20 protein-coding genes are annotated in these 21508 nt (G+C 61.6%); 12 read left to right on the forward strand and 8 right to left on the reverse strand.

Annotated features, from left to right (window positions below; all coding sequences use genetic code 11):
* The first annotated feature begins 11 nt into the window (after positions 1-11).
* Positions 12-677 (forward strand): amino acid ABC transporter permease, encoded by a 666-nt coding sequence (locus MHM84_RS05555; RefSeq protein WP_239263389.1) that lies wholly within the window; start codon positions 12-14, stop codon positions 675-677.
* On the forward strand, positions 670-1431 hold the full coding sequence (locus MHM84_RS05560) for an amino acid ABC transporter ATP-binding protein (protein ID WP_239263391.1): 762 nt from the start codon (positions 670-672) through the stop codon (positions 1429-1431). Before MHM84_RS05555 ends, MHM84_RS05560 begins: the two co-directional genes overlap by 8 nt.
* Before the next feature lie 83 nt (positions 1432-1514).
* Here the strand turns inward: MHM84_RS05560 and betC are convergent, their stop codons facing one another.
* From betC to MHM84_RS05575, 3 genes are all read right to left on the reverse strand, one after another.
* Entirely contained in the window at positions 1515-3029 is a 1515-nt protein-coding gene (gene betC, locus MHM84_RS05565; protein WP_239263393.1) for a choline-sulfatase, read from the reverse strand.
* 137 nt (positions 3030-3166) lie between these two features.
* Positions 3167-3856, reverse strand: a complete 690-nt coding sequence (locus MHM84_RS05570) for a glutathione binding-like protein (RefSeq protein ID WP_239263395.1) — start codon at positions 3854-3856, stop codon at positions 3167-3169.
* A gap of 41 nt (positions 3857-3897) precedes the next feature.
* A complete protein-coding gene (locus MHM84_RS05575) occupies positions 3898-4608 on the reverse strand; it encodes a glutathione S-transferase N-terminal domain-containing protein (protein ID WP_239263398.1) in 711 nt (236 codons plus the stop codon).
* 349 nt (positions 4609-4957) lie between these two features.
* Between MHM84_RS05575 and MHM84_RS05580 the strand changes: the two genes are divergently transcribed.
* Positions 4958-6655: an L-lactate permease gene (locus MHM84_RS05580; RefSeq protein WP_239263401.1), complete on the forward strand. Its 1698-nt coding sequence runs from the start codon at positions 4958-4960 to the stop codon at positions 6653-6655.
* 104 nt (positions 6656-6759) lie between these two features.
* Here the strand turns inward: MHM84_RS05580 and glcC are convergent, their stop codons facing one another.
* The gene (glcC, locus tag MHM84_RS05585; RefSeq protein WP_239263404.1) at positions 6760-7509 is read right to left on the reverse strand and encodes a transcriptional regulator GlcC; all 750 of its coding nucleotides are present in this window, start codon (positions 7507-7509) and stop codon (positions 6760-6762) included.
* Between the two features lie 224 nt (positions 7510-7733).
* Here glcC and glcD point away from each other — a divergent pair, with 224 nt between their 5' ends.
* From glcD to MHM84_RS05620, 7 genes are all read left to right on the forward strand, one after another.
* Entirely contained in the window at positions 7734-9233 is a 1500-nt protein-coding gene (gene glcD / locus MHM84_RS05590) for a glycolate oxidase subunit GlcD (RefSeq protein WP_239263407.1), read from the forward strand.
* A gap of 8 nt (positions 9234-9241) precedes the next feature.
* Positions 9242-10369: a glycolate oxidase subunit GlcE gene (gene glcE / locus MHM84_RS05595; protein WP_239263410.1), complete on the forward strand. Its 1128-nt coding sequence runs from the start codon at positions 9242-9244 to the stop codon at positions 10367-10369.
* A gap of 1 nt (position 10370) precedes the next feature.
* Positions 10371-11642, forward strand: coding sequence for a glycolate oxidase subunit GlcF (gene glcF / locus MHM84_RS05600; RefSeq protein ID WP_239263413.1), 1272 nt, complete (start codon positions 10371-10373; stop codon positions 11640-11642).
* A gap of 34 nt (positions 11643-11676) precedes the next feature.
* Positions 11677-12081, forward strand: coding sequence for a heme-binding protein (locus MHM84_RS05605; protein ID WP_239263416.1), 405 nt, complete (start codon positions 11677-11679; stop codon positions 12079-12081).
* Positions 12082-12424: 343 nt separating this feature from the next.
* Positions 12425-13123 carry a dienelactone hydrolase family protein gene (locus MHM84_RS05610; RefSeq protein WP_239263418.1) on the forward strand — a complete coding sequence of 233 codons (699 nt, stop codon included), beginning with the start codon at positions 12425-12427 and terminating at the stop codon, positions 13121-13123.
* A 141-nt stretch (positions 13124-13264) separates the two neighbouring features.
* Positions 13265-14824, forward strand: coding sequence for a bifunctional GNAT family N-acetyltransferase/carbon-nitrogen hydrolase family protein (locus tag MHM84_RS05615; RefSeq protein WP_239263420.1), 1560 nt, complete (start codon positions 13265-13267; stop codon positions 14822-14824).
* Positions 14824-15621, forward strand: a complete 798-nt coding sequence (locus MHM84_RS05620; RefSeq protein ID WP_239263422.1) for a M90 family metallopeptidase — start codon at positions 14824-14826, stop codon at positions 15619-15621. Before MHM84_RS05615 ends, MHM84_RS05620 begins: the two co-directional genes overlap by 1 nt.
* A gap of 42 nt (positions 15622-15663) precedes the next feature.
* On the opposite strand, the gene MHM84_RS05625 is transcribed toward MHM84_RS05620, so the two are convergent.
* The 3 genes from MHM84_RS05625 to MHM84_RS05635 all read right to left on the reverse strand — a co-directional run bounded on the left by MHM84_RS05625 (position 15664) and on the right by MHM84_RS05635 (position 18285).
* Positions 15664-16809: an aldo/keto reductase gene (locus MHM84_RS05625; protein WP_239263424.1), complete on the reverse strand. Its 1146-nt coding sequence runs from the start codon at positions 16807-16809 to the stop codon at positions 15664-15666.
* Positions 16810-17007: 198 nt separating this feature from the next.
* A complete protein-coding gene (locus tag MHM84_RS05630) occupies positions 17008-17376 on the reverse strand; it encodes a hypothetical protein (protein ID WP_239263426.1) in 369 nt (122 codons plus the stop codon).
* 42 nt (positions 17377-17418) lie between these two features.
* Complete coding sequence (locus MHM84_RS05635) at positions 17419-18285, reverse strand: LysR substrate-binding domain-containing protein (RefSeq protein WP_239263428.1); 867 nt, start codon at positions 18283-18285, stop codon at positions 17419-17421.
* A 156-nt stretch (positions 18286-18441) separates the two neighbouring features.
* Here MHM84_RS05635 and MHM84_RS05640 point away from each other — a divergent pair, with 156 nt between their 5' ends.
* Both MHM84_RS05640 and MHM84_RS05645 read left to right on the forward strand, forming a co-directional pair.
* Positions 18442-19377: an ABC transporter substrate-binding protein gene (locus MHM84_RS05640; protein ID WP_239263430.1), complete on the forward strand. Its 936-nt coding sequence runs from the start codon at positions 18442-18444 to the stop codon at positions 19375-19377.
* A gap of 87 nt (positions 19378-19464) precedes the next feature.
* The gene (locus tag MHM84_RS05645) at positions 19465-20151 is read left to right on the forward strand and encodes a TVP38/TMEM64 family protein (protein ID WP_239263432.1); all 687 of its coding nucleotides are present in this window, start codon (positions 19465-19467) and stop codon (positions 20149-20151) included.
* 4 nt (positions 20152-20155) lie between these two features.
* On the opposite strand, the gene MHM84_RS05650 is transcribed toward MHM84_RS05645, so the two are convergent.
* Positions 20156-21466, reverse strand: a complete 1311-nt coding sequence (locus MHM84_RS05650) for a glycosyltransferase (protein WP_239263434.1) — start codon at positions 21464-21466, stop codon at positions 20156-20158.
* Positions 21467-21508: the final 42 nt, after the last annotated feature.

Consider the following 21508-nt stretch of genomic DNA (forward strand, 5'->3'; position numbering starts at 1 on the left):
TAGGAGCCACCATGACGAACTGGGAAATCATCTGGGAGGCACGCGGGCTGTTCCTGCAGGGCTTTCTCAATACACTGGTCATTTTTGCCCTGTCGACCGCTGCTGCATTCTTGATCGGCTGCGGCGTCCTCTACCTGCTGGAAGGCAGCCGGCCCCGCCTCCGAGTACCGCTGCGCATCTATATTGACGTGATGCGCATGTTGCCGTTTTTGATCCTGGCCTACTTGCTCTACTACGGCCTGCCGACCTTCGGAATTCGTCTCGATGCCTGGTGGGCCGGTGTCGGCGCCTTGGCGGCCTATCATGGCGCCTATTTCGCCGAGATCCTGCGTGGCAGCCGGGTGTCGCTACCGCCAGGGCAGGTCGAAGCCGCCTACGCCCACGGCTTCACGACGTCACGCATGTTCCTGCGCCTGATCCTGCCGCAGTTGGTCATGCAGTCGCGCCCATTGCTCGGCAATCAATTGGTGATTGCCCTCAAGGACACTGCCTTTCTGGTCATCATTACCGTCAATGAACTGACCTGGGCGGCCAATTCCGTGTCCGCCACTTACTTCATCCCCACCGAGGCCTTCGTGGTGGTCATCGGCTGTTACTGGCTGGTGAGTATCGTCATGGAAGTGGCCATCAAGCAGGCCGGCCGCTTCGGCACCAAGAGAGGATTCGACAATGTCTGAACAGGTCGCCGTTAGCATTCGACGGCTTTCCAAGAGCTTTGACGGGACCGAAGTCCTGCGCGATGTGGACCTAGAGGTCAACAGCGGAGAAGTGGTCACTATTTTGGGCTCGTCGGGTTCCGGTAAGTCGACCTTGTTGCGCTGCATTAACTGGCTGGAAGTGCCCGACCGCGGCAGCATCCATATCGGCGGGATCCGCATCGGTATCGACGAAGCCTCCGGGCGCAGCATGTCGATGCGCGAGCTGGCCAAGGTACGGGCTCGCACAGGCATGGTGTTTCAAAGCCTCAACCTGTGGCCACACCTCAGCGTACTACACAATGTCACCGAGTCGCCTATCCACGTACTCGGCAAATCGCGCCGCGAGGCGGAGGAGCTGGCCATGGAACTACTAGAGAAAGTAGGGATGGCGCACAAGAAGGACAGCTATCCGTATACCCTTTCCGGTGGCCAGAAGCAGCGCGTGGCGATCGCCCGGGCGCTGGCGATGCAGCCCCAAGTGATGCTGTTCGACGAGCCGACTTCGGCGCTCGATCCCGAACTGGTCGGCGAGGTACTCACAGTGATAAAGGACCTCTCCGCAGAAGGCTACACGATGGTGATCGTAACCCACGAGATGGATTTCGCGCGTGCCGTCTCCGATCAGGTGGTGTTCCTCGACAAGGGCATCATCATCGAGCGCGCCGTCCCCGAGACCTTCTTCACCCGACCGGCCACGGAGCGCGTCCAGCGCTTCCTGGAGCGCCAGAACTGAGCTGGGCGATCTACCAAACGACAGGAACCCGGCCATGGCCGGGTTCTTGAGGGTGTATATTGCTGTCACTCCGACAATGACGTTCACTCTCCGCGCGGGAAACGCTGGGCCTCCTCGAGTACGTTGAGATCCATATGATTACGCATGTAGCGCTCCGAGGCCACTTGTAGCGGCTGATAATCCCACGGATAGTAGGCGCCGTTGCGCAGCGCTTCGTACACGATGAGTCGGCGTGCCTGGCTCTCGCGCACCTCGGCATCGAAACGCGCCAGATCCCAACGTTCGCGGCACTGCCTCTGGAAGTCAGCCAGCAGCTCGGCATGCGCCGGATCCTCGGCCAGGTTGTTCAGCTCGTGCGGATCGGCTTCGAGGTCGAACAGCTGCGGCGGATCGAGCTCGCAGTGATTGAACTTGTAACGGCCCTGGCGGATGGTGACAAGAGGTGCGTAGCTGCCCTCGGCGGCATACTCCAGGTACACCGGCGTATCGCGCCCCTCGCCGTTCATCAGTGGTACCAGGGACTCGCCGTCGGTCCATGGTTCGATGGCACTGAGGTCGATGCCGACCAGATCGGCCAGCGTCGGATTGACGTCTAGCGAGGAGACCGGCGTATCGATGCGCTTCGGTTCGAGTCCCGGCGCGCAGATCATCAGCGGCACCCGCGACGACCCTTCGTAAGGACTCATCTTGAACCACAACCCGCGCTCGCCGAGCATGTCGCCATGGTCGGAGACGAACAGGATGATGGTGTCGTCGAGCATGCGGGTGCGCTCGAGCACGTCGAGGATGCCGCCCACCTTGTCGTCGACGTAGGAAAGGTTGGCGAAATAGCCCTGCCGCGCGCGGCGGATGTCTTCGGGCTTGATGTCGAACTTGGTGTAGTCGTTGGCATCGAAGATGCGCTGCGAGTGCGGGTCCTGCTGCTCATAGGGAATCTCGCCCACCTTCGGCTCGAGGTGCTCGCAGTCGTTATAGAGATCCCAGAACTTGCGCCGCGCCACGTAGGGGTCGTGCGGATGGGTGAAACTCACGCACAACGCCCAGGGACGATCGTCTTGGCCGCGCGCCAGGTCGTAGAGCTTCTGCTCGGCGTGGAAGGCGACTTCGTCGTCATATTCCATCTGATTGGTGATCTCGGCCACCCCGGCGCCGGTCACCGAACCCAAGTTGTGGTACCACCAGTCGATGCGCACGCCGGGCGTGCGATAGTCCGGCGTCCAGCCGAAGTCGGGCGGATAGACATCGGTGGTCAGGCGCGACTCGAAACCGTGCAATTGATCGGGGCCGACGTAATGCATCTTGCCCGACAGACAGGTGTGGTAACCGGCGCGGCGAAGATGGTGCGCCCAGGTCGGTATGCTCGACGGGAACTCGGCGGCATTGTCATAGACGCCGGTACGCGAAGGGAGCTGACCGGACATGAACGCGGCGCGCCCGGGAGCGCACAGATAGCTCGGCGTATAGGCATTGCCAAAGCGCACCGAACGCTTGGCCAGCGCCTTCAGATGCGGCATGTGCAGGAAATCCGCCGGGCCATCGTCGAACAGCGTACCGTTGACCTGATCGGCCATCAGCACCAGGATGTTGGGTTTTTTCATCGCCGCCTCCGTGTCGTTGTAGGTTAACTGAAGAAGCCTCAGCTTGCGTTCGGAGGCGAATCGTCACAAACGATTTATTTGGGCTCAAAGCCCCAGCCTGGCTGGGCCTCATGCTGAAGTAGCGTGCACTTTCCTCATCACTGCCGACCGAACAGGTGCTTGCGCGCTTCGTCATCCATTTCCACGCCATCCTGCGGATTGACCTCCTCGGCCCGAGCGTAGGCACGCTTGATTGCGCCGCGCTCGGCAATGACCTCGAACCAGCGTTGCACGTTGGGAAAATCCTCGATATCCATGCCCTGTTTGGCGTAGGGCTTGACCCATGGCCAGATCGCCATGTCGGCGATCGAGTAATCGCTGCCGGCCACGTAATCATTGTCTTCGAGCTGGCGGTCGAGTACGCCATACAGACGCGCCGTCTCCTTGGAGTAGCGCTCCACGGCATACTCGATCTTCTTGGGCGCATAATTGCGGAAATGATGGTTTTGACCGGCCATCGGCCCCAGCCCGCCCATCTGCCAATATAGCCATTGCAGTACCACGTAACGCTCGCGTCCACTTCGGGGAAGGAACTTGCCGCTCTTGTCGGCGAGGTACTCGAGAATCGCTCCGGACTCGAATAACGATAGCGGCTGGCCGCCATCGGCCGGCTTACGGTCAACGATGGCGGGGATGCGATTATTGGCAGCGATGGCCAGGAATTCGGCCGTAAACTGTTCGCCGCGGCCGATATTGATCGGCTGTAGACGGTAATCCAGTGCTGCTTCCTCGAGAAAGATCGTGATCTTGTGACCGTTGGGGGTCGTCCAGTAGTAAAGATCTATCATGGAAGGATTCCTTATGCCGTTGACAGCCAATCGTTAGCCACTCAGGAACCGTAAGCCCCCTCGATATCGACGATACGCGTCGCACTGCGCCCCAATCCCCCATGCAAGGCGAGCATACGCTCCATCCAGGCATAGACTGGATCGGCGTTCGATACCAGATCGGCCGTGGAGACGGTACGCGCCCACATGAAGTGGCCAAAGATGAGGTAATCGGCCCCCGCCGGCGCATCGCCATCCAGAAAACCGGCTTCGGAAAGCCGGCCACGCAAGGGCTCGAGCGCCTTGTCGAGCAGGGTCAGTCCGGTGCTTGGTGCATGGACCTCTTCCAAGGTCCGGCCCATGGCTTTCTCGCGGGTCTCGCGGAAGTAGTCTCGATCTTTGGGATGAATGGCGTTGAACAAGTCCATGACGATGGTACGCATCATGCCCGGCGCCAGGCTGCGCTCGGCATAGAATTTGAAAAAGCGTGCCCGACTTTCGGCCTCGCCCTCGCCGAGCAGCGGTTTGTCGGGATAGGCCCGGTCGAGATAACGGAAGATTTCATAACTGTCGGTAACGGTCTGATCGCCGTCGATGAAGACCGGCACCTTGCCCTGCTCGGAGAAGGCGATGACTTCCTTGTCGGTGAAATGCCACGGCAAGGCCTCGTAGTCCAGCCCCTTGTGCGCTAGGGCGAATTTGACCCGCCAGCAATAGGGCGAGAAACGCAGGCGCTCGTCGATACCGCACAGATCATAGAGTTGCCGAGTCATGGAACCTCCTTGAAGCGTAATACGAAGTCCTCTGACGCTAGCACTGTGCGATGCGTGACGCCACTGCCTCCGAAAGCTCCGCCATAGCTTGTCTATTAGTCTAATCGCCTTACCCTTTCGTCTCACACCGCCTCGTCAAGAAACATCCACTTTAAAAACTACCCCTTAAATATCAATAAGATAAACAGTATATTAATCGTTCGTATTATTGGTAATACCAATTTTCCAAGGATGGCCAAACTTCTAACTCCCCATTATCGTGCCCTCACCTGCCACTCCGTGCAGACGAAGCAAATGGTCATTTCTCCATGCCAGCACGGCTGGACACGTACAAGAGGAATTGCGCCTCATGAACCCAACGTTGTTAGCGTTATTGGCTTTCCTGCCACTCGTTTTGGCAGGGGTGCTATTGATCGGCTTCCGTATCGCGGCACGTACCGCGATGCCCATTGTGTATTTGGTCACGGCACTGATCGCCCTGTTGGCCTGGGACATGACGTTCACTCGCGTCCTGGCCTCCACGTTCCAGGGTTTGATCCTGACCGTGGCGATTCTGTGGATCATCTTCGGTGCCATTCTGCTGCTCAATACGCTCAAGCATTCGGGCGGTATCGCGGCGATTCGCAACGGATTCTCCGGCATCAGCCCGGACCGCCGCGTGCAGGCACTCATCGTCGCCTGGCTGTTCGGTTGCTTCATCGAAGGCGCCTCGGGCTTCGGCACGCCAGCGGCCGTGGCCGCGCCGCTGATGGTGGCGCTGGGCTTCCCGGCCCTGGCCGCAGTCGTCGTGGGCATGATGATTCAATCCACGCCGGTCTCGTTCGGCGCCGTGGGTACGCCGATCGTGGTCGGGGTCAGCGGTGGGCTCGGCAAGGCGGACATCACCGAGCGCCTGGCCACGGGCGGCGGCGACTGGGCGGATTACTTCCAACTGGTCACTTCCGAAGTTGCCATTCTGCATGGCATCGTCGGCGTGCTCATGCCATTGATCCTGGTCACCATCATGGTGCGTTTCTTCGGTGCCAACCGCTCCTGGCGCGAGGGGCTGGATATTGCGCCGTTCGCGTTGTTTACCGGGGTCTGCTTCGTGGTGCCCTACATGCTGGCCGGTGTTCTGCTCGGGCCGGAATTCCCGTCGATGATCGGCGCCATGGTCGGCTTGGCCATCGTCGTTCCGGCGGCACGGCGTGGCTTCCTGCTGCCCAAGACGACCTGGGACTTCCCCGAGTCGAGCTCCTGGCCGGATGAGTGGATCGGCAAGCTCGATATCAAGCTCGACCAGGTGGCCGGACGCGCACCGATGTCGGTGTTCATGGGCTGGCTGCCCTACGTCTTGCTGGCCCTCTTCCTGGTCATCTCGCGTACCGTTGCCCCGGTCAAGGAGGCCCTGACCTCACTGAGCCTGGGTTGGAGCAACATCCTGGGCGAAGCCGGCATCTCGGGCAGCATCGAGCCGCTCTACCTGCCTGGCGGCATCCTGCTGGTCGTCGTGCTGATCACCATCCTCATGCACCGCATGCGTGGTGGCCAAGTCCAGGCTGCGTTCTCCGAATCGACCCGCACCATCTTCGGGGCCGGCTTCGTGCTGCTGTTCACCATTCCCATGGTGCGCATCCTGATCAATTCCGGCGTCAACGAGGCCGACCTGGTTTCCATGCCGGTGGCCATGGCACAGTTCGTCGCCGACGGAGTGGGCGATGTCTATCCGTTCTTCGCGCCATGGGTGGGTGCACTGGGGGCCTTCATTGCCGGTTCCAACACGGTATCCAACCTGATGCTGGCGGACTTCCAGTTCAACGTGGCCGAAGTGCTCGGGGTCTCTACCGCGCTGATGGTTGCGCTGCAGGCCGTAGGTGCTGCCGCCGGCAACATGATCGCCATCCACAACGTGGTAGCCGCCTCGGCCACGGTCGGCTTGCTCGGTCGCGAAGGGGTTACCCTGCGCAAGACCATCCTGCCGACGCTCTACTACGTGACCTTCACCGGTATCCTGGGCCTGATCGGTTTCTATGTGCTTGGCCTCGGCGACCCGTTGATGGGTAATTGAAGACGCGTTATTAGCATGCAGAGATACCGCCCCGGTTACGTTTACCGGGGCGTTTGTCATGTCTGACTTCTTTTACCTGCTAAGCGCTTAACCGCTCAATCTTCCTACCCCCACCCTTCCAGACGCATGGACGAGCGCACCAGACGCTCGTTTTCCGCCTCGATCTCACGCAGTCCTCGTTCGATGCTATCCAGGTGCTGCAACGCCACCTGCCTGGCCCGCTCGGCATCCTGCCCCACGACCGCCTCGAACAGTTGAGCATGCTGTTCGTTGATCCACGTACGTGGACCAGGCCGGTGATAGAGATTCTTGAGCGAGGCGAAGACCGAACTGAGCAGCAGATCGGTCAACCCTTGCAGAGTATGTACCAGGACGGGGTTATGCGAGGCTTCGCAGATCGCCAGATGAAAGGCGTGATCCAGGCGGGCCAAGCGTTCGGCATCGATCGATTCGGCCTTTTCGATATAGGCAGTCAATTCCTCGTAACGACGGGTGATGATCACCCGATCCGCTGAAGTACCGCGTAGCGCCGCAAGACGCGCCGACTCCCCTTCCAGTAGGGCACGGACTTCGAGCAGGTCGTAAAGGGTCCGTGGGTGGTCGCGGAACAGGTGCATCAGCGGGCTATCGTCTCGCTCGGGCAACAAGCTGGCCACGGTCGAGCCACGTCCCTGGTGGGTCTCGATGATGCCCTTGCTGCGCAGTGCCCTGAGCCCTTCGCGCAGCGAGGCGCGCGAGACGCCAAGCTTGTCGCACAGACGCCGTTCGGAGGGCAGCAATTGTCCCGGCTTTAGCACTCCGTCGAGGATCAATTGCTCCAGCCGCGCCACTACGGTGTCCGCCGTTCTTTCCATGGGCCGGCTTCTAGAGGCATCGCGCATCGTATTCCTCTGGTCTGACCAGTTTAGTTGGAGTCAGGATATCAGCATGAGCTTGATCCTGGCGGCCCATTGAAACGCTGTAACGCGTTTGCAGGAATTAGACTAATGGCTGGTCTGACCAGCATACCAATGTATGGACACGACCTGACGAAAGACGCAGATTGTGTGGCTACCGTGACGTTGATCGGGGAGTGACCATGAACATTCTCTACGACGAACGCCTCGACGGGGCGTTGTCGAAACAGGACAAAACGAGCGTGCTCGAGCAGTTGCAGAAAGCGCTGCCGGACATGACCCTGCTGCACCGCGAGGAAGACCTTCGTCCCTTCGAATGCGATGGTCTGGCGGCCTACCGCATCCTGCCCATGCTGGTCGCCATGCCGCATACGCTGGCCCAGGTCGAGACCCTGCTGCGCATCTGCTACGAGCTGGGCGTGCCGGTAGTCACTCGCGGTGCCGGCACCGGCCTGTCGGGCGGCGCCCTGCCTCTGGAGCAGGGCGTACTGCTGGTCATGTCGCGCTTCGCCAAAATTCTCGATGTCGACCCTGACGCGCGCATCGCCCGTGTCCAACCCGGCGTACGCAACCTGGCGATTTCCGAGGCTGCCGCGCCCTATGGCCTCTACTACGCTCCGGACCCCTCCTCACAGATCGCCTGCTCGATCGGCGGCAACGTGGCGGAAAACGCCGGCGGCGTGCATTGTCTGAAATACGGTTTGACGGTGCATAACGTCATGCGCGTCGAAGTGGTGACCATCGAGGGCGAACGCATGACGCTGGGCTCCGAAGCCTTCGATGCCCCGGGCTTCGATCTGATGGCGCTGTTCACCGGCTCCGAGGGCATGCTCGGCGTGGTCACCGAAATCACCGTCAAGTTATTGCCCAAGCCGGAAAGCGCCAAGGTGCTGATGGCCAGCTTCGACGACGTCGGGAAGGCCGGCAAGGCGGTCGGCGACATCATCGCCGCCGGCATCATCCCGGGCGGTCTGGAAATGATGGACAACCTGGCGATCCGTGCCGCCGAGGACTTCATCCACGCCAACTACCCGGTGGACGCCGAGGCCATCCTGCTCTGTGAGCTGGACGGTGTGGAAGCCGACGTCGACGACGACTGCCAGACCGTGCGCCGCGTTCTCGAGGCAGCAGGCGCCACCGACATCGCCCAGGCGCGCGACGATGCCGAGCGCGCCAAGTTCTGGGCCGGTCGCAAGAATGCGTTTCCGGCGGTGGGCCGCATGTCGCCGGACTACTACTGCATGGACGGCACCATTCCGCGTCGCGAGCTGCCACGCGTGCTCAAGGGCATCGCCGATCTTTCCGAACAGTACGGATTGCGTGTCGCCAACGTGTTCCATGCCGGCGACGGCAACATGCACCCGTTGATTCTGTTCGATGCCAATCGCGAAGGCGAACTGGAGCTGGCCGAGACGGTGGGCGGCAAGATTCTCGAACTGTGCGTCGAGGCCGGCGGCAGCATCACCGGCGAGCACGGTGTCGGCCGCGAGAAGATCAACCAGATGTGCGCCCAGTTCCAGCCCGACGAGCTGACCACGTTCCATGCCGTGAAGGCGGCCTTCGACTCGCGTCGCCTGCTCAACCCGGGCAAGAACATTCCGACGCTGCAGCGCTGCGCCGAATTCGGCGCGATGCATGTGCATAACAATGAATTGCCGCACCCGGAACTGCCGCGCTTTTGAGGTTTGACATGGAACATCACGAACAGGACAACTACTCCGCACACGCCGAACGCAGCACGTCGTCGGCACAGGACCGGGACATGAGCGAGGCGCTCTGCGAGCGGGTGCGCCAGGCCAATACCGACAGGACGCCACTCAGGATCGCCGGCGGCGATACCAAGACGTTCTACGGTCGGCCTGTCGAGGGCGAGATCCTATCGCTGGCCGAGCATCGCGGCATTACCCACTACGACCCGGTCGAGCTGGTGATTTCGGTGCGCACCGGCACGCCGCTGAGCGAACTCGAGGCCACCCTGAACGCCGAGGGCCAGCAGCTCGGCTGCGAACCACCGCACTTCGGCCAGGCAGCCACGGTCGGCGGCATGATCGCCACCGGCCTGTCGGGGCCGCGTCGCCCTTGGGCCGGCAGCGTTCGCGATTTCATGCTCGGTACTCGGGTCATCAATCACGAGGGCAAGCATCTGCGCTTCGGAGGCGAGGTCATGAAGAACGTCGCCGGTTATGACCTGTCCCGGCTGATGGTGGGTGCCCAAGGCACGCTCGGTGTCGTCACCGAGGTCTCGCTCAAGGTTCTGCCCAAGCCCACCGAGACACGCAGCCTGCGCCTGGAAATGACGCTGGACAGCGCACTCGAACGCCTCGCCGAATGGGGCCGCCAGCCACTGCCGCTGAGTGCAGCCGCCTGGCATGACGGCGCGCTCCATCTGCGCCTCGAGGGCGGACGCAGCTCGGTCGCCGCCACGGCGGAGCGCCTGGGTGGCGAAGCCCTGGATGCAACGTTCTGGTCGGACCTGCGCGAACAGCGCCTGGCGTTCTTTTCCCAAGAGGATGCTCGCCCGCTGTGGCGCTTGTCGCTACCCAACCATACCCCGCCCCTGACCATCGACGGCGATACCCTTTACGACTGGGCCGGCGCCCAGCGTTGGGTGCGCAGCGATGCCGGTGCCCAGGCATTGCGCGATGCCACCACCCGCGCTGGCGGTCATGCCACTTGCTTCACCCCGCAGTCGCTAGGCGGGGCGGCCGAGCCTTTCACGCCGTTGGCCCCAGTCGTGGCCAAGTACCACCGCCAGCTCAAGGCGCAGCTCGACCCCAACGGCATCTTCAATCCCGGCCGGCTCTATCCGGAGTTCTGATATGCAGACGCAATTTACCGACGCCGACCTGCAGAAACCGCACATCCGCGAAGCCGACCGAGTGCTGCGCACCTGCGTGCACTGCGGCTTCTGCAATGCGACCTGCCCCACCTACCAGTTGCTCGGTGACGAGCGCGACGGGCCACGTGGGCGTATCTACCTGATGAAGGAATTGCTGGAAAGCCGCGATGATGACGACCAGATCACCCGCGAGACCCAGCTGCACCTCGACCGCTGCCTGACCTGCCGCAATTGCGAGACCACCTGTCCATCGGGGGTGGAATATCACAAGCTGCTCGATATCGGTCGCGCCGAGGTCGAACGCCGCGTGGGACGTACACCGAAGGAGCGCGCCCTGCGCTACGGCCTGCGCAAGGCGCTGGTCGATCCCAAGCGCTTCGCGGCGCTGCTGAAGGCTGGCCAGACCTTTCGTCCACTGGTGCCCGGCACGCTGCGTGACAAGATGCCGGCTCGCCCCATCGATCCGGGCAAACGTCCAGACGGCCGTCAGCATGCCCGTCAGATGCTGATTCTCGAAGGCTGTGTACAGCCGGGTCTGTCGCCCAATACCAATGCCGCCACGGCCCGGGTGCTCGACCGGCTGGGCATCGGCCTGACACCTGCCCCACAGGCGGGCTGCTGCGGCGCTATTGACTTTCATCTCAATGCCCAGGAAGCCGGCCGGCAACGCATTCGCGCCAATATCGATGCCTGGTGGCCAGCCATCGAGAACGGCGCCGAGGCGATCGTGCAGACCGCCAGCGGCTGTGGCGCCTTCGTCAAGGAGTACGGCGAGATGCTCGCCGACGATCCGGCATATGCCGAGAAGGCCGCGCGCGTCAGCGCACTGGCCAAGGACCTGGTCGAGATCCTGCGCGACGAAGACCTCGACGCCTTGAACGTCAAGGCCTCGCGCCGACTCGCCTTCCATTGCCCGTGTACGCTACAACATGCGCAGCGGCTCGGCGGTACCGTCGAAGGCGTACTCTCGCGTCTCGGTTTCGAACTGACGCCAGTGCGCGACGCGCATCTGTGCTGCGGCTCGGCGGGCACCTACTCGGTGACCCAGCCGGAACTCTCGAAGCAGTTGCGCGACAACAAGCTCGAGGCACTCGAAGCCGGCAATCCGGAACTGATCGTGACTGCCAACATCGGCTGCCAGACCCACCTCGACGGCGCTAGCCGCACGCCTGTCAGGCACTGGATCGAGATCGTCGATGGGTCTTTGCCATCAGCGGCGAGCCGTACGCACAATGAGGCGCACCCCGCATAGCTTTCGTCAGGAACAACCACTCAAGGAGAACATTATGCAGACCAAATCCGTGCTGACCCTAGACGACGTCAACGCGATTCTCGACGCCGCCCAGCAGGAAGCCCAGGCCAATAGCTGGGCAGTGACTATCGCCGTGGCCGACGATGGCGGTCACCTGCTGGGTCTGCGTCGTATGGATGGCGCTGCGCCGTTCAGTGCCGGCGTCGCTACCGAAAAGGCGCGCAACGCCGCCATCGGTCGCAAGGAGACCCAGGTCTTCGAGGAAATGATCAACAACGGCCGTACCGCCTTCGTCACCGCCCCGATGCAGGCACTGCTTTCCGGTGGCGTGCCGATCATCGTCGACGGCCAAGTGGCTGGCAGTATCGGCATCTCGGGTGTCAAGCCCGAGCAGGACGTACAGGTCGCCAAGGCCGGCGCCAAAGCCATCGCTGACTGACAAGAACCTGAGCCATCCCCGGTCCAACCGGGGATGGCCAGCCAGGACGGTGTGCAACGTTCTGCCCTTCAGGCAAGCTGCTGCCCATTCCAGGCAAGCCCTTACCCCGCCTGCGGCACCCCTACCCCAGAAAATCGCTAACCTATTGTTTATCAATTCAATTTAGTCTGTGGCACGGAATACGCCTTAGTTGAGCGTCCCCATGCGGACTCATCTCAACTACCGTCAAGGAAGCAGACCATGCCGCCGATTGGCACAAGCGACCTGGAGACACCTAGACTGGACTCGGTAACATGGCAGGCATGACACTCTCGCCTGTTCACGAATCGATAAGGAGTCTTCGATGACATCGCAATGGATCGACATCACGGCCAGGGACGGCGGCAAGTTCAAGGGCTATCTGGCCTTGCCGCCGGCAGGCCAGGGCCCCGGCATCGTACTGTTGCAGGAAATCTTCGGCGTCAACGCCCATATTCGCAGCGTTGCGGAACAGTATGCACTGGACGGTTATGTGGTGCTGGCCCCGGATATTTTCTGGCGTCAGGAGCCCGGCGTCGAGCTGGGTTATGAAGGCGAGGATATGGAAAAGGCGTTCTCGCTGATGAAAGCCATGGACTCGGACCAGGCTATCGCAGATATCGCCTGCTCCGTCGACACTCTGCGCGGACGTCCGGAGTGCCGAGGCAAGGTAGCCTCGCTGGGCTACTGCATGGGCGGCATTCTCTCCTTCCGTAGCGCGCTGGATGCCGGTGTCGATTCGGCCGTCTGCTTTTACCCGGGCGGTATTGCCAATCATCTCGACAAGGCCGATCGGCTTCAGGTCCCCGTGCAATTTCACTTTGCCGGCCAGGACAAGCACATCACCGACGAGCACATCGAGCAGACGCGCCGCACCTTTGCCGGTCGCGACGACGTGAAGATGTTCGTCTACGATAGCGCCGACCATGGCTTCAACTGCTGGGCACGCAGCGCCTACGACCAGCACGCCTCGGCACTTTCGCACGGCCGCACCCTGGCCTTTCTGGAAACGTTGGGCCGCTGAGGCAACCGCTTCTCCCACCGCGTCACTCCATGCCAGTCCCAAGGGCAGTGAACGTCTGAGCGCGTTTGCTGTCCATGCCCGTCCTGGCGTTAACACCACGCGTGTTACCATACTGCCACTTTTTGAGGACTCGAGACGCCCATGGCCCTAGACGAACTCCATCTCAACCTGCGCAACCTGACGTTGGACGACTATCCGCAGCTGAAGGCCCTGATGGATTCCGTCTACAACGATATCGGCGGCGCTTGGCCCAAGCTGACCATCGACAAGCTGATCGCGGAATTCCCCGATGGCCAGATCGTGATCGAGGATGATGGTCGTATCGTCGGCGTGGCTCTGACTGCGTTGGTGGAGTACGACCGCTTCTCCAACCCGCACAAGTACGACGACCTGATCGGCCATCGTGAAATCATCCTCAACAATCCGGATGGCGATGCCCTGTATGGTCTGGACGTACTTATCCACCCCGACTATCGCGGCTATCGACTGGGTCGGCGCCTTTATGAAGCGCGCAAGGACCTGTGTCGCTCGATGAACTTGCGCTCCATTCTCGCTGGCGGGCGGATTCCCCATTACCATCAATATGCCGACGAGATGTCGCCGACCGATTATCTGGAAAAGGTTGCGCGCAAGGAAATCCACGACCCGATCCTGTCGTTCCAGCTCGCCAATGGCTTTCTGGTCAAACGCCTGCTGCGCAAGTATCTGCCCGAGGACGAGAAGTCGCAGGGGTACGCCACGCTGCTCGAGTGGAACAACATCCTTTTCGAGCCCGCCGAGCGCATTCTCGAGTCGCGCCGCACTCAGGTCCGCGTCGGTGCCGTGCAGTGGCAGATGCGTGAGTTCGCCTCGGTGGAGTCGGTGCTGCAGCAGGTCGAGTATTTCGTCGATGCGGTGTCCGACTACCAGAGCGATTTCGTGGTCTTGCCCGAGCTGTTCAATACTCCGTTGATGGGTCTGACCGACCAGTCGGACCAGATCCAGGCGATTCGTTTTCTGGCCAGTTTCACCGAGCAGTTCAAGGCCGAAATCTCTCGCATGGCGGTCTCTTACAACATCAACATCATCGCCGGGTCGATGGTCGAGGAAGGCGAAGATGGCAAGCTCTATAACGTTTCCTATCTATGCCATCGCGACGGTTCCACCGAGTCTCAGGCCAAACTGCACATTACTCCACAGGAACGCCGCGACTGGGTGGTGGAAGGCGGCGACGAACTGCGCGTCTTCGAAACCGATGCCGGGCGTGTCGGCATCCTGATCTGCTACGACGTGGAGTTCCCGGAGCTACCGCGCCTGCTTGCCGATCAGGACATGGATATCCTGTTCGTGCCGTTCTGGACCGACACCAAGAACAGTTACCTGCGCGTACGTCACTGCGCTCAGGCCCGCGCCATCGAGAACGAATGCTACGTGGTACTGTGCGGCAGCGTGGGCAACGTGCCCTCGATCGAGAATCTGGACATCCAGTACGGCCAGTCGGCGGTGTTCTCGCCGTCGGACTTCGCCTTCCCGCATGATGCCGTGCTCTCCGAGACTACGCCGAACACCGAAATGGTGATCTTCTCGGACCTCGATCTGCTGCGCCTGAAGATCGTCCGCTCGGAAGGCTCGGTGACCAACCTCAAGGATCGCCGCAAGGACCTGTTCGATCTGCGCTGGCGCGACTGGTCGTGGAAGAGCGGGGGCCGTCAGGAAGACTGATGCTGAGCAAATGGCGCCAATGGCGGGCCGCACGCTTCGATGCCCGCCATCCTTTCCCCCAGGCGGAGTGGCAACGGGCCTGCAAACGCCTGCCGCTGTTGGCTGCCCTCAATGACGATGAACGTCAGCGCCTGGGGCAACGCACCTGGCGTTTACTGCATCGCAAGCGCTTGACTCTGCCGGATGGGCTGGAATTCGATCTGTCCGATCGATTGAGCCTACTGGCCCAGGCCGGCCTGCTCACGCTGGGCTGGAGTGAAGCGGATGCCGAAGAGGCCTTTGCGGGTATTCATGAGATAGTCGTCCTGCCCGACGCTTTCCGCCGCCGGGTGGAGGAGATGGACGAGGCCGGCGTCATGCATGAATACACGGATGAGAGAGTCGGCGAGACCTGGCATCAAGGGCCGGTCGTGCTGTCGCTGGCCGACGTACGTGACAGCGGCGACTGGACCGGCTTCAACGTGATCATCCACGAGCTCTCCCACAAGCTCGACATGGACAACTCACTGGATGCCGACGGCTTTCCGCCACTGTCGTCGGACATTGCCGGTCGAGAGTGGTACCAAACCTTCATGGCCGTCTGGAACGACCTGCAGGCTCACCTCGAACGCGGTGAACCGACACCCATCGATGACTACGCAGCCACCCATCCCGGTGAATGCTTTGCCGTCTGCTGCGAGCTTTTTTTCTCTGCCCCGGACGTACTGAACGAGGCTTATCCCGCCTTATACGCCCTGCTGCGTCGCTATTTCCGACAGGACCCGCTAACGCGCATGAGAGCTTATCAATCCGCTTGATATGGCCAGCAGACCAGCCCACCGGTCTGCCGGCCGCTGCCCTTAGCTGGGTGTAGGTGCTTCCTGAGCGATCAACCCTTCTTGCTTGAGCTGCTGCCAGAACTCAGCGGGAATCCTGACGTTCATCGAATCGCGGTTCTCCTTGGCCTGCTGGGCGTTACGGGCACCTGGAATGGTCGCCGCGACCACATCCGGCGCCGCAGTGAACTGCAGCGCCGCGGTACGCAGGTCGATGTCATGTTGGTGGGCAATCTGGGCGATACGGTCGCGCTTTTCCCAATAACCGTCCGGAATGCCCTCGCTGTACAGCCAACGATTCACGCCAGCGAGAAAGCCTGCGCCCAACGGCGCCCCGACAACGACGGATACGCCATTTTCACGACATTTCGGGAACAGGCGATTCAACACATCCTCATGGTCCATCAGGTTGTACTTGGTGGCCTGCAGCATGACATCGGGATCGGCGGATTCCATGGCGGCAAGGCAGGATTCGATGTTGTTCACCCCCATGCCCCAGTGACCGATGATGCCCTCGTCACGCATGCGCGACAGTTCTGGCATGGCTCCCTGACGCGCAGTCTCGAGATATTCCCGCCAGTCGTCGCCCAACATGCCCGGTGTCAGATCATGAATATAGACGATGTCGATCTTGGGAACGCCCAGGCGCTGCAGGCTGTCCTCGATGGAACGACGGGTGCCTGCAGCCGTGTAGTCGAAGTGGTAGCTGAAGTTCAGGTCGCCCTTCCAGTTGCCTTTGCTGTCCACCGATGCATCGGCCTTCAGCAACCGCCCTATCTTGCTCGACAGCAGATATTCCTGCGGCGATTTGCCATTCAGAAAATGGCCCAGACGGCGCTCGGAGAGTCCTAGGCCGTAAAATGGCGAGGTATCGAAATAACGCACGCCATTTTCCCAGCAGGCTTCGAGCATGTTCTCGGCCTCGTCGTCGGACGTGACCTTGAATATGTTGCCCAGTTGAGTGCCGCCTACCCCGAACTTGTGCTCGGGCGGAAACAGTTTGGAGGCCAGGGGCGGATTCTCGGGCAGTTCGGAGATGACTTCCCCATTATTGCCACCGGCGTTGGTATTGCTCAGTGAGGGGCCATCCTGAGCGGCCAGCAGCTTTGAGGCGGAGGTAGCTGCGGCGGCTGCAGCTGCGCCAACAAGAAATTCGCGACGATTCGGCATGCGTTCACTCCTTTGGACGCTGTCGGGAAACGAGTGGCCCGATGAGGCCAACATAGTGATGAAACTCATCCTAAAGCTGGAACAAGATGCATGACCGTACCACTACCGATATGTAAAGGTTGGTTTCCCAACGCATCTCTCCGGCTTTCTCGCCGCATGATGTTCCCGCTACGTGACGTCGTTGCCTTGACCGGCCAATCAATTCCCCGTGGTCGACCAGACCTTGGAACGTTCGGCCGGCTGAGCGTCCGGGCAAGGCAGGTTGCGGGTGGACCAGGTCACGCTATGCGCCTGCCGGCAGATACTCGCCTCCTCATCCGCGTCGCTCTCCGTCTTCTGCCGTGCCGGTTCGCCGTTGCTCACGCCACCGACGATCACCTCGATGCGAGGCTCGGCGTGAGCCCCATAGCCACGCTCGTCATGCTTGGCGCTGTGGTGACGATGGCCGTCAGCCTCACGCACTTCATCGCCACTGGCCGGGGCAGCCAGTACCCATAACCAGGCGACCATCATCAGTGCCATGGGGCGGTATCGGCACTGAAATGCCGCCGCTAATGCTTCACGCATTGTCTTGACCTCCATGGTGGAATGTTGACTACAGCATAGGCGTCAGGCGGCGGAACGCATCAGCCAGTCCCATAGCAACCCGGCCTCCTGGCGCCACCTGAGGCGTAACGGACGCACCAGCCAGAAGCACTCGTCACTGGGTACCGACAGCGAGAATGGTGCGATCAGATCGTCACGTTGGGTCAACAGGCTGTGATGCGTCAGGGCCACGCCCCCGCCCCGGGCTGCCAGAGATAATGTCGTGACCTGATTGTCACAGCTGATCGTGGGACATCGCGTGTCGAGCTCCGGTAGGCCTGCCTGCTCCAGCCAGGCCTGCCATCCGACGGCGAATCCCAGTGCAGACAACAGGGTTTCTCCCGCCAGATCGGCCGGTTCGCGCAGGCGCGCAGCCACCTCCGGGGAGCACACCGGCAGCATGGTTTCGGTGCCCAGTGAGTGAGCCTCGAATCCCTCCCAGTCGCCCCGACCGTAGCGAATCTCCAGATCGGCGCCTTCCGGGCCGAAGTCCTCGGTCCAGATCGCACTGACGAGATGCACTGCAACCTGCGGATGGTTGCGATGGAACTCAAGCAGGCGAGGCGCTAGCCAAGTCTGCTGCATTATCGGTGTGGCTCGTAACGTGACAGGCGCTTCTGGACGGGGTCCGAACACCTCGGCAGTGCCCTCGGCCAGCCGCGTAAATGCCTCTTGAATGCTAGGCAGCCACGCTTGGCCGGCCGGAGTCAGCGTCAGGCTGCGAGGATGACGCACGAACAGCTTCTGGCCCAAGCGATCCTCGAGCAGGCGAATACGCTGGCTGACGGCGGATTGGGTGACGCCGAGTTCATTGCCGGCTTCCGTAAAACTCAGTGTGCGGGCCGCTGACTCGAAGGCCTGAAGCCAGAGAACGGGAGGTAATGGCTTCATGAAAAAGCTCGGTATAAGTATAACTTGGGCATAGCCCCTAGAATAATCGTTTGTAATGGATATGCCCACTCGGCATGGTTACATCAGTGCATGATGCCGAACCCTCCCGACAAGCACGGCGGTCCGGCCCTACAACAACCTGAAAGAGAACTGTCTATGACTCATCCCATGATCAAGCCCCTCCTTGCCTTGCCCTTGGCCGGCGCCATTGCCCTACCGGCCATGGCCGATGACGCCACGCTCGATTTCGGCGTTCCGGCCTGGCCCGGCATTACCGTCAAGACCGAGATCGCCTCGCAGTTGCTCCAGCCATTAGGGTATGAGACACGCAGCCAGGAACTTGGCCTACAGGTGATCTACCAAGCACTCGACACCGGCGATATCGATGTTTTCCTCGGCGGCTGGATGCCGGCACAGCAGGATATGCTCGAGCCGCGCGAGGAAAGCGGCGACGTTGTTCGCCTGGCCAATAACGTGGACGGCGCCCAGATGACCCTGGCCGTGCCCGACTACGTCTATGAGAGCGGCGTAACGAGCTTCGCCGATCTGGACGCCAACCGTGAGCGGTTCAACGGCGAGATCTATGGCTTCGGTGCCGGCTCCGCGGCCAGCGAGATCCTCAACGAGGCCATCGACAACGACACCTGGGGCCTGGGCGACTGGAGTATCGTCGACACGAGTACGGTGGGCATGCTGAGTGCCGCCGAAGATGCCATATCGCGTCAGGAACCGATCGTCTGGGTGGGCTGGACGCCGCACTGGATGAATCTGGAACTGCCGATGCGCTATCTCGACGATTCCAAGGATCTGTTCGGCGAAAACAACGGCCAGAGCGACGTGCTGACCCTGATGCGCAGCGGCTATGCCGAGGCCCACCCCAACCTCAAGGCCTTCTTCGAGAAGTTCGCCTTCGAGGCCGAAGAGCAGAGCTGGATGATTCAGGGCTTCGGTCAGGAAGAACGTCCGGCCGACGAGGTTGCCAAAGAGTGGATTCGCAGCAATCCGGAGCGCGTTCAAGCCATGCTCGAGGGCGTTACCACCCAGGCGGGCGAACCGGCCTGGCCGGCCGTGCGTGACGCACTGTCGCTGTAACCCTCCCCTCATGGCGGCCAAGCATTGGCCGCCATGTCCTTCATGCGTATCCTAACCGCCACCCAAGCGAATGGATGCGCAGCGCTTATGTCCCGTCCCCTCATCATCGTCATCGTATCGCTGGTCGTGCTGGCCGGCCTGGGCCTGCTGTGGCAATGGCTGGCCATGAACGACGCCCTGACACCGGAACGTCTGATGGACCTCGTCCAGTATACCGTCGCCTGGCGCGACTCGCCCTGGGCCATCCTTGTGGTCGTGGGCGTCTACGCCGGCGCCTCGCTTCTGGTGTTTCCGCTCAGCATCCTGGTGGCCGTGACCGGATTGATGTTCGGACCATGGTGGGGATTCGGCTACGCCCTGGCCGGTACGCTGGTCGCCTCGGCCACGACCTACTGGGCGGGTCGCAAGCTGGGACGCGACGCTCTTTTGCGCCACGGCGGCCAGCGCCTAAACGGGCTCGCCAAACACTTGGCCGGGCGGGGTATCCGCACCATGACGGTCGTCAACCTGCTGCCATTGGCCCCGTTCACGCTGACCAACATGATGGCCGGCGCCTTTCATCTACGTTTTCGAGACTACATGCTGGGCTCGTTGATCGGCATCGTTCCCGGTCTGATCGGCATGACCTTGCTGGGCAGCCAGCTGGGCTCGCTGGTGACCGCCGAGAACCGCAGCGAACTTTATTATGCGCTAGGCGGTCTGGTCCTGGCAGTGCTGGTGTTGCTGGGGCTCAAGCGGTACGCCACCTACAAACAGCAGCGCGGCCGGCGCTAGTGCACTATTTCTGCGAGGTTTCCGGCGCCTCGGGCTTGGCCATCAGACCGTACACCGGTTCTTCCTGGAGCAACGAGCGCAGCACTCGCCCCCGATGACGGAGTAGCTGCCACTCCGCCTCCAGGCGACCACGCATGCGCTCCCAGGCATCCTCGTCGGCGTGACTGACGGGCCCCCCGGCAGCGATCGCCTGCCGATAGACCTCCAGACAACGCGCGGCACAGCATGACTCATCGAAAGCCTGCGCGGTCGACAATGCGCCGCTACGCAGCTCGGATCGCAGCCCCCGATCGTCCAGGTTGTGCAGGGCTGCGGCCAGCGCGCCAGCGTGATCGCCGGGCAGCAAATAGCCATTGAGACCATTTTCCACGACTTCGCGTACCCCCGGCGCGTCTACCGCCACCACGGGCAGGCCGGCCGCCATGGCTTCGACCAATACCATGCCCTGGGTTTCGCTATGCGAGGCAAAGGCAAACACATCCATGGCGTGGTAAGCATCGATCAGCGTCTGGTCGTGGAGCTTGCCGGTAAAATGAAGCCGGTCGACGACACCGGCGTGGAAGGCGGTCTCGTGCATGGCAATGCGTGCATCCCCGTCGCCGACGACCAGGAAGTGCGCACGCGGTCGTTCGCTCAGGAACCGGGTAACCGCCTCGGTCAGGAACGGCAGGTTCTTCTCACGTGCCAGGCGGCCGACATGACCGACGACATACGCATCGTCGGGGATCCCCATGCGTTGCCGAATGGCAGCGCCATCGCCCTGGGCGAAGCGCCGGGTGTCGACGCCGCTGGGGACCACATGCACGGCCTCGTTGGCGCCACGCAAGCGCAGCAGGTCACGAATGCTGTCGCTGGGCGCGATCACCGCATCGCACAGGCGGGTGTATTCCGTGGACAGCGCCACCGCGAAGCGCTGCATGCGTGGCGAGTCGCCCGGCACATAGTGCGTATAGTGTTCGTAGAGAGTGTGGTGGGTGAAGATCAGCGGCAGACCATAGGTTTCCGCCGCCCGGGCCGCGGTATCGCCGAGCAGAAACGGATGGTGCGAATGGACGATATCGGGATCGAAGGCCTCGATGGCCTCGTAGAGCTGTCCTGGGATCGGCACCGGCAATGAGAAGTCACTGCCATTGAAATGCTGCACCGCTGCAACGCGGACCACGTCCGGCTCATGCTTCGGCTGTCCCTTCAGCTTGGGCGCCACGACCAATACCTTGTGCCCTTCCGCCTGCAAACGGGCCTTGAGCCGTTGCACCGACTCGCTGACCCCGCCGACGATTGGGCGATATGTATTGGTAAACATGAGTATGTTCAAGCCAATCTCTCCTTGGCAGTGGCAGATGACCGCGACAACCGC

Origin of the sequence: Halomonas sp. McH1-25, assembly GCF_022348165.1 — a bacterium.
In the GTDB taxonomy this organism is placed as follows: domain Bacteria; phylum Pseudomonadota; class Gammaproteobacteria; order Pseudomonadales; family Halomonadaceae; genus Modicisalibacter.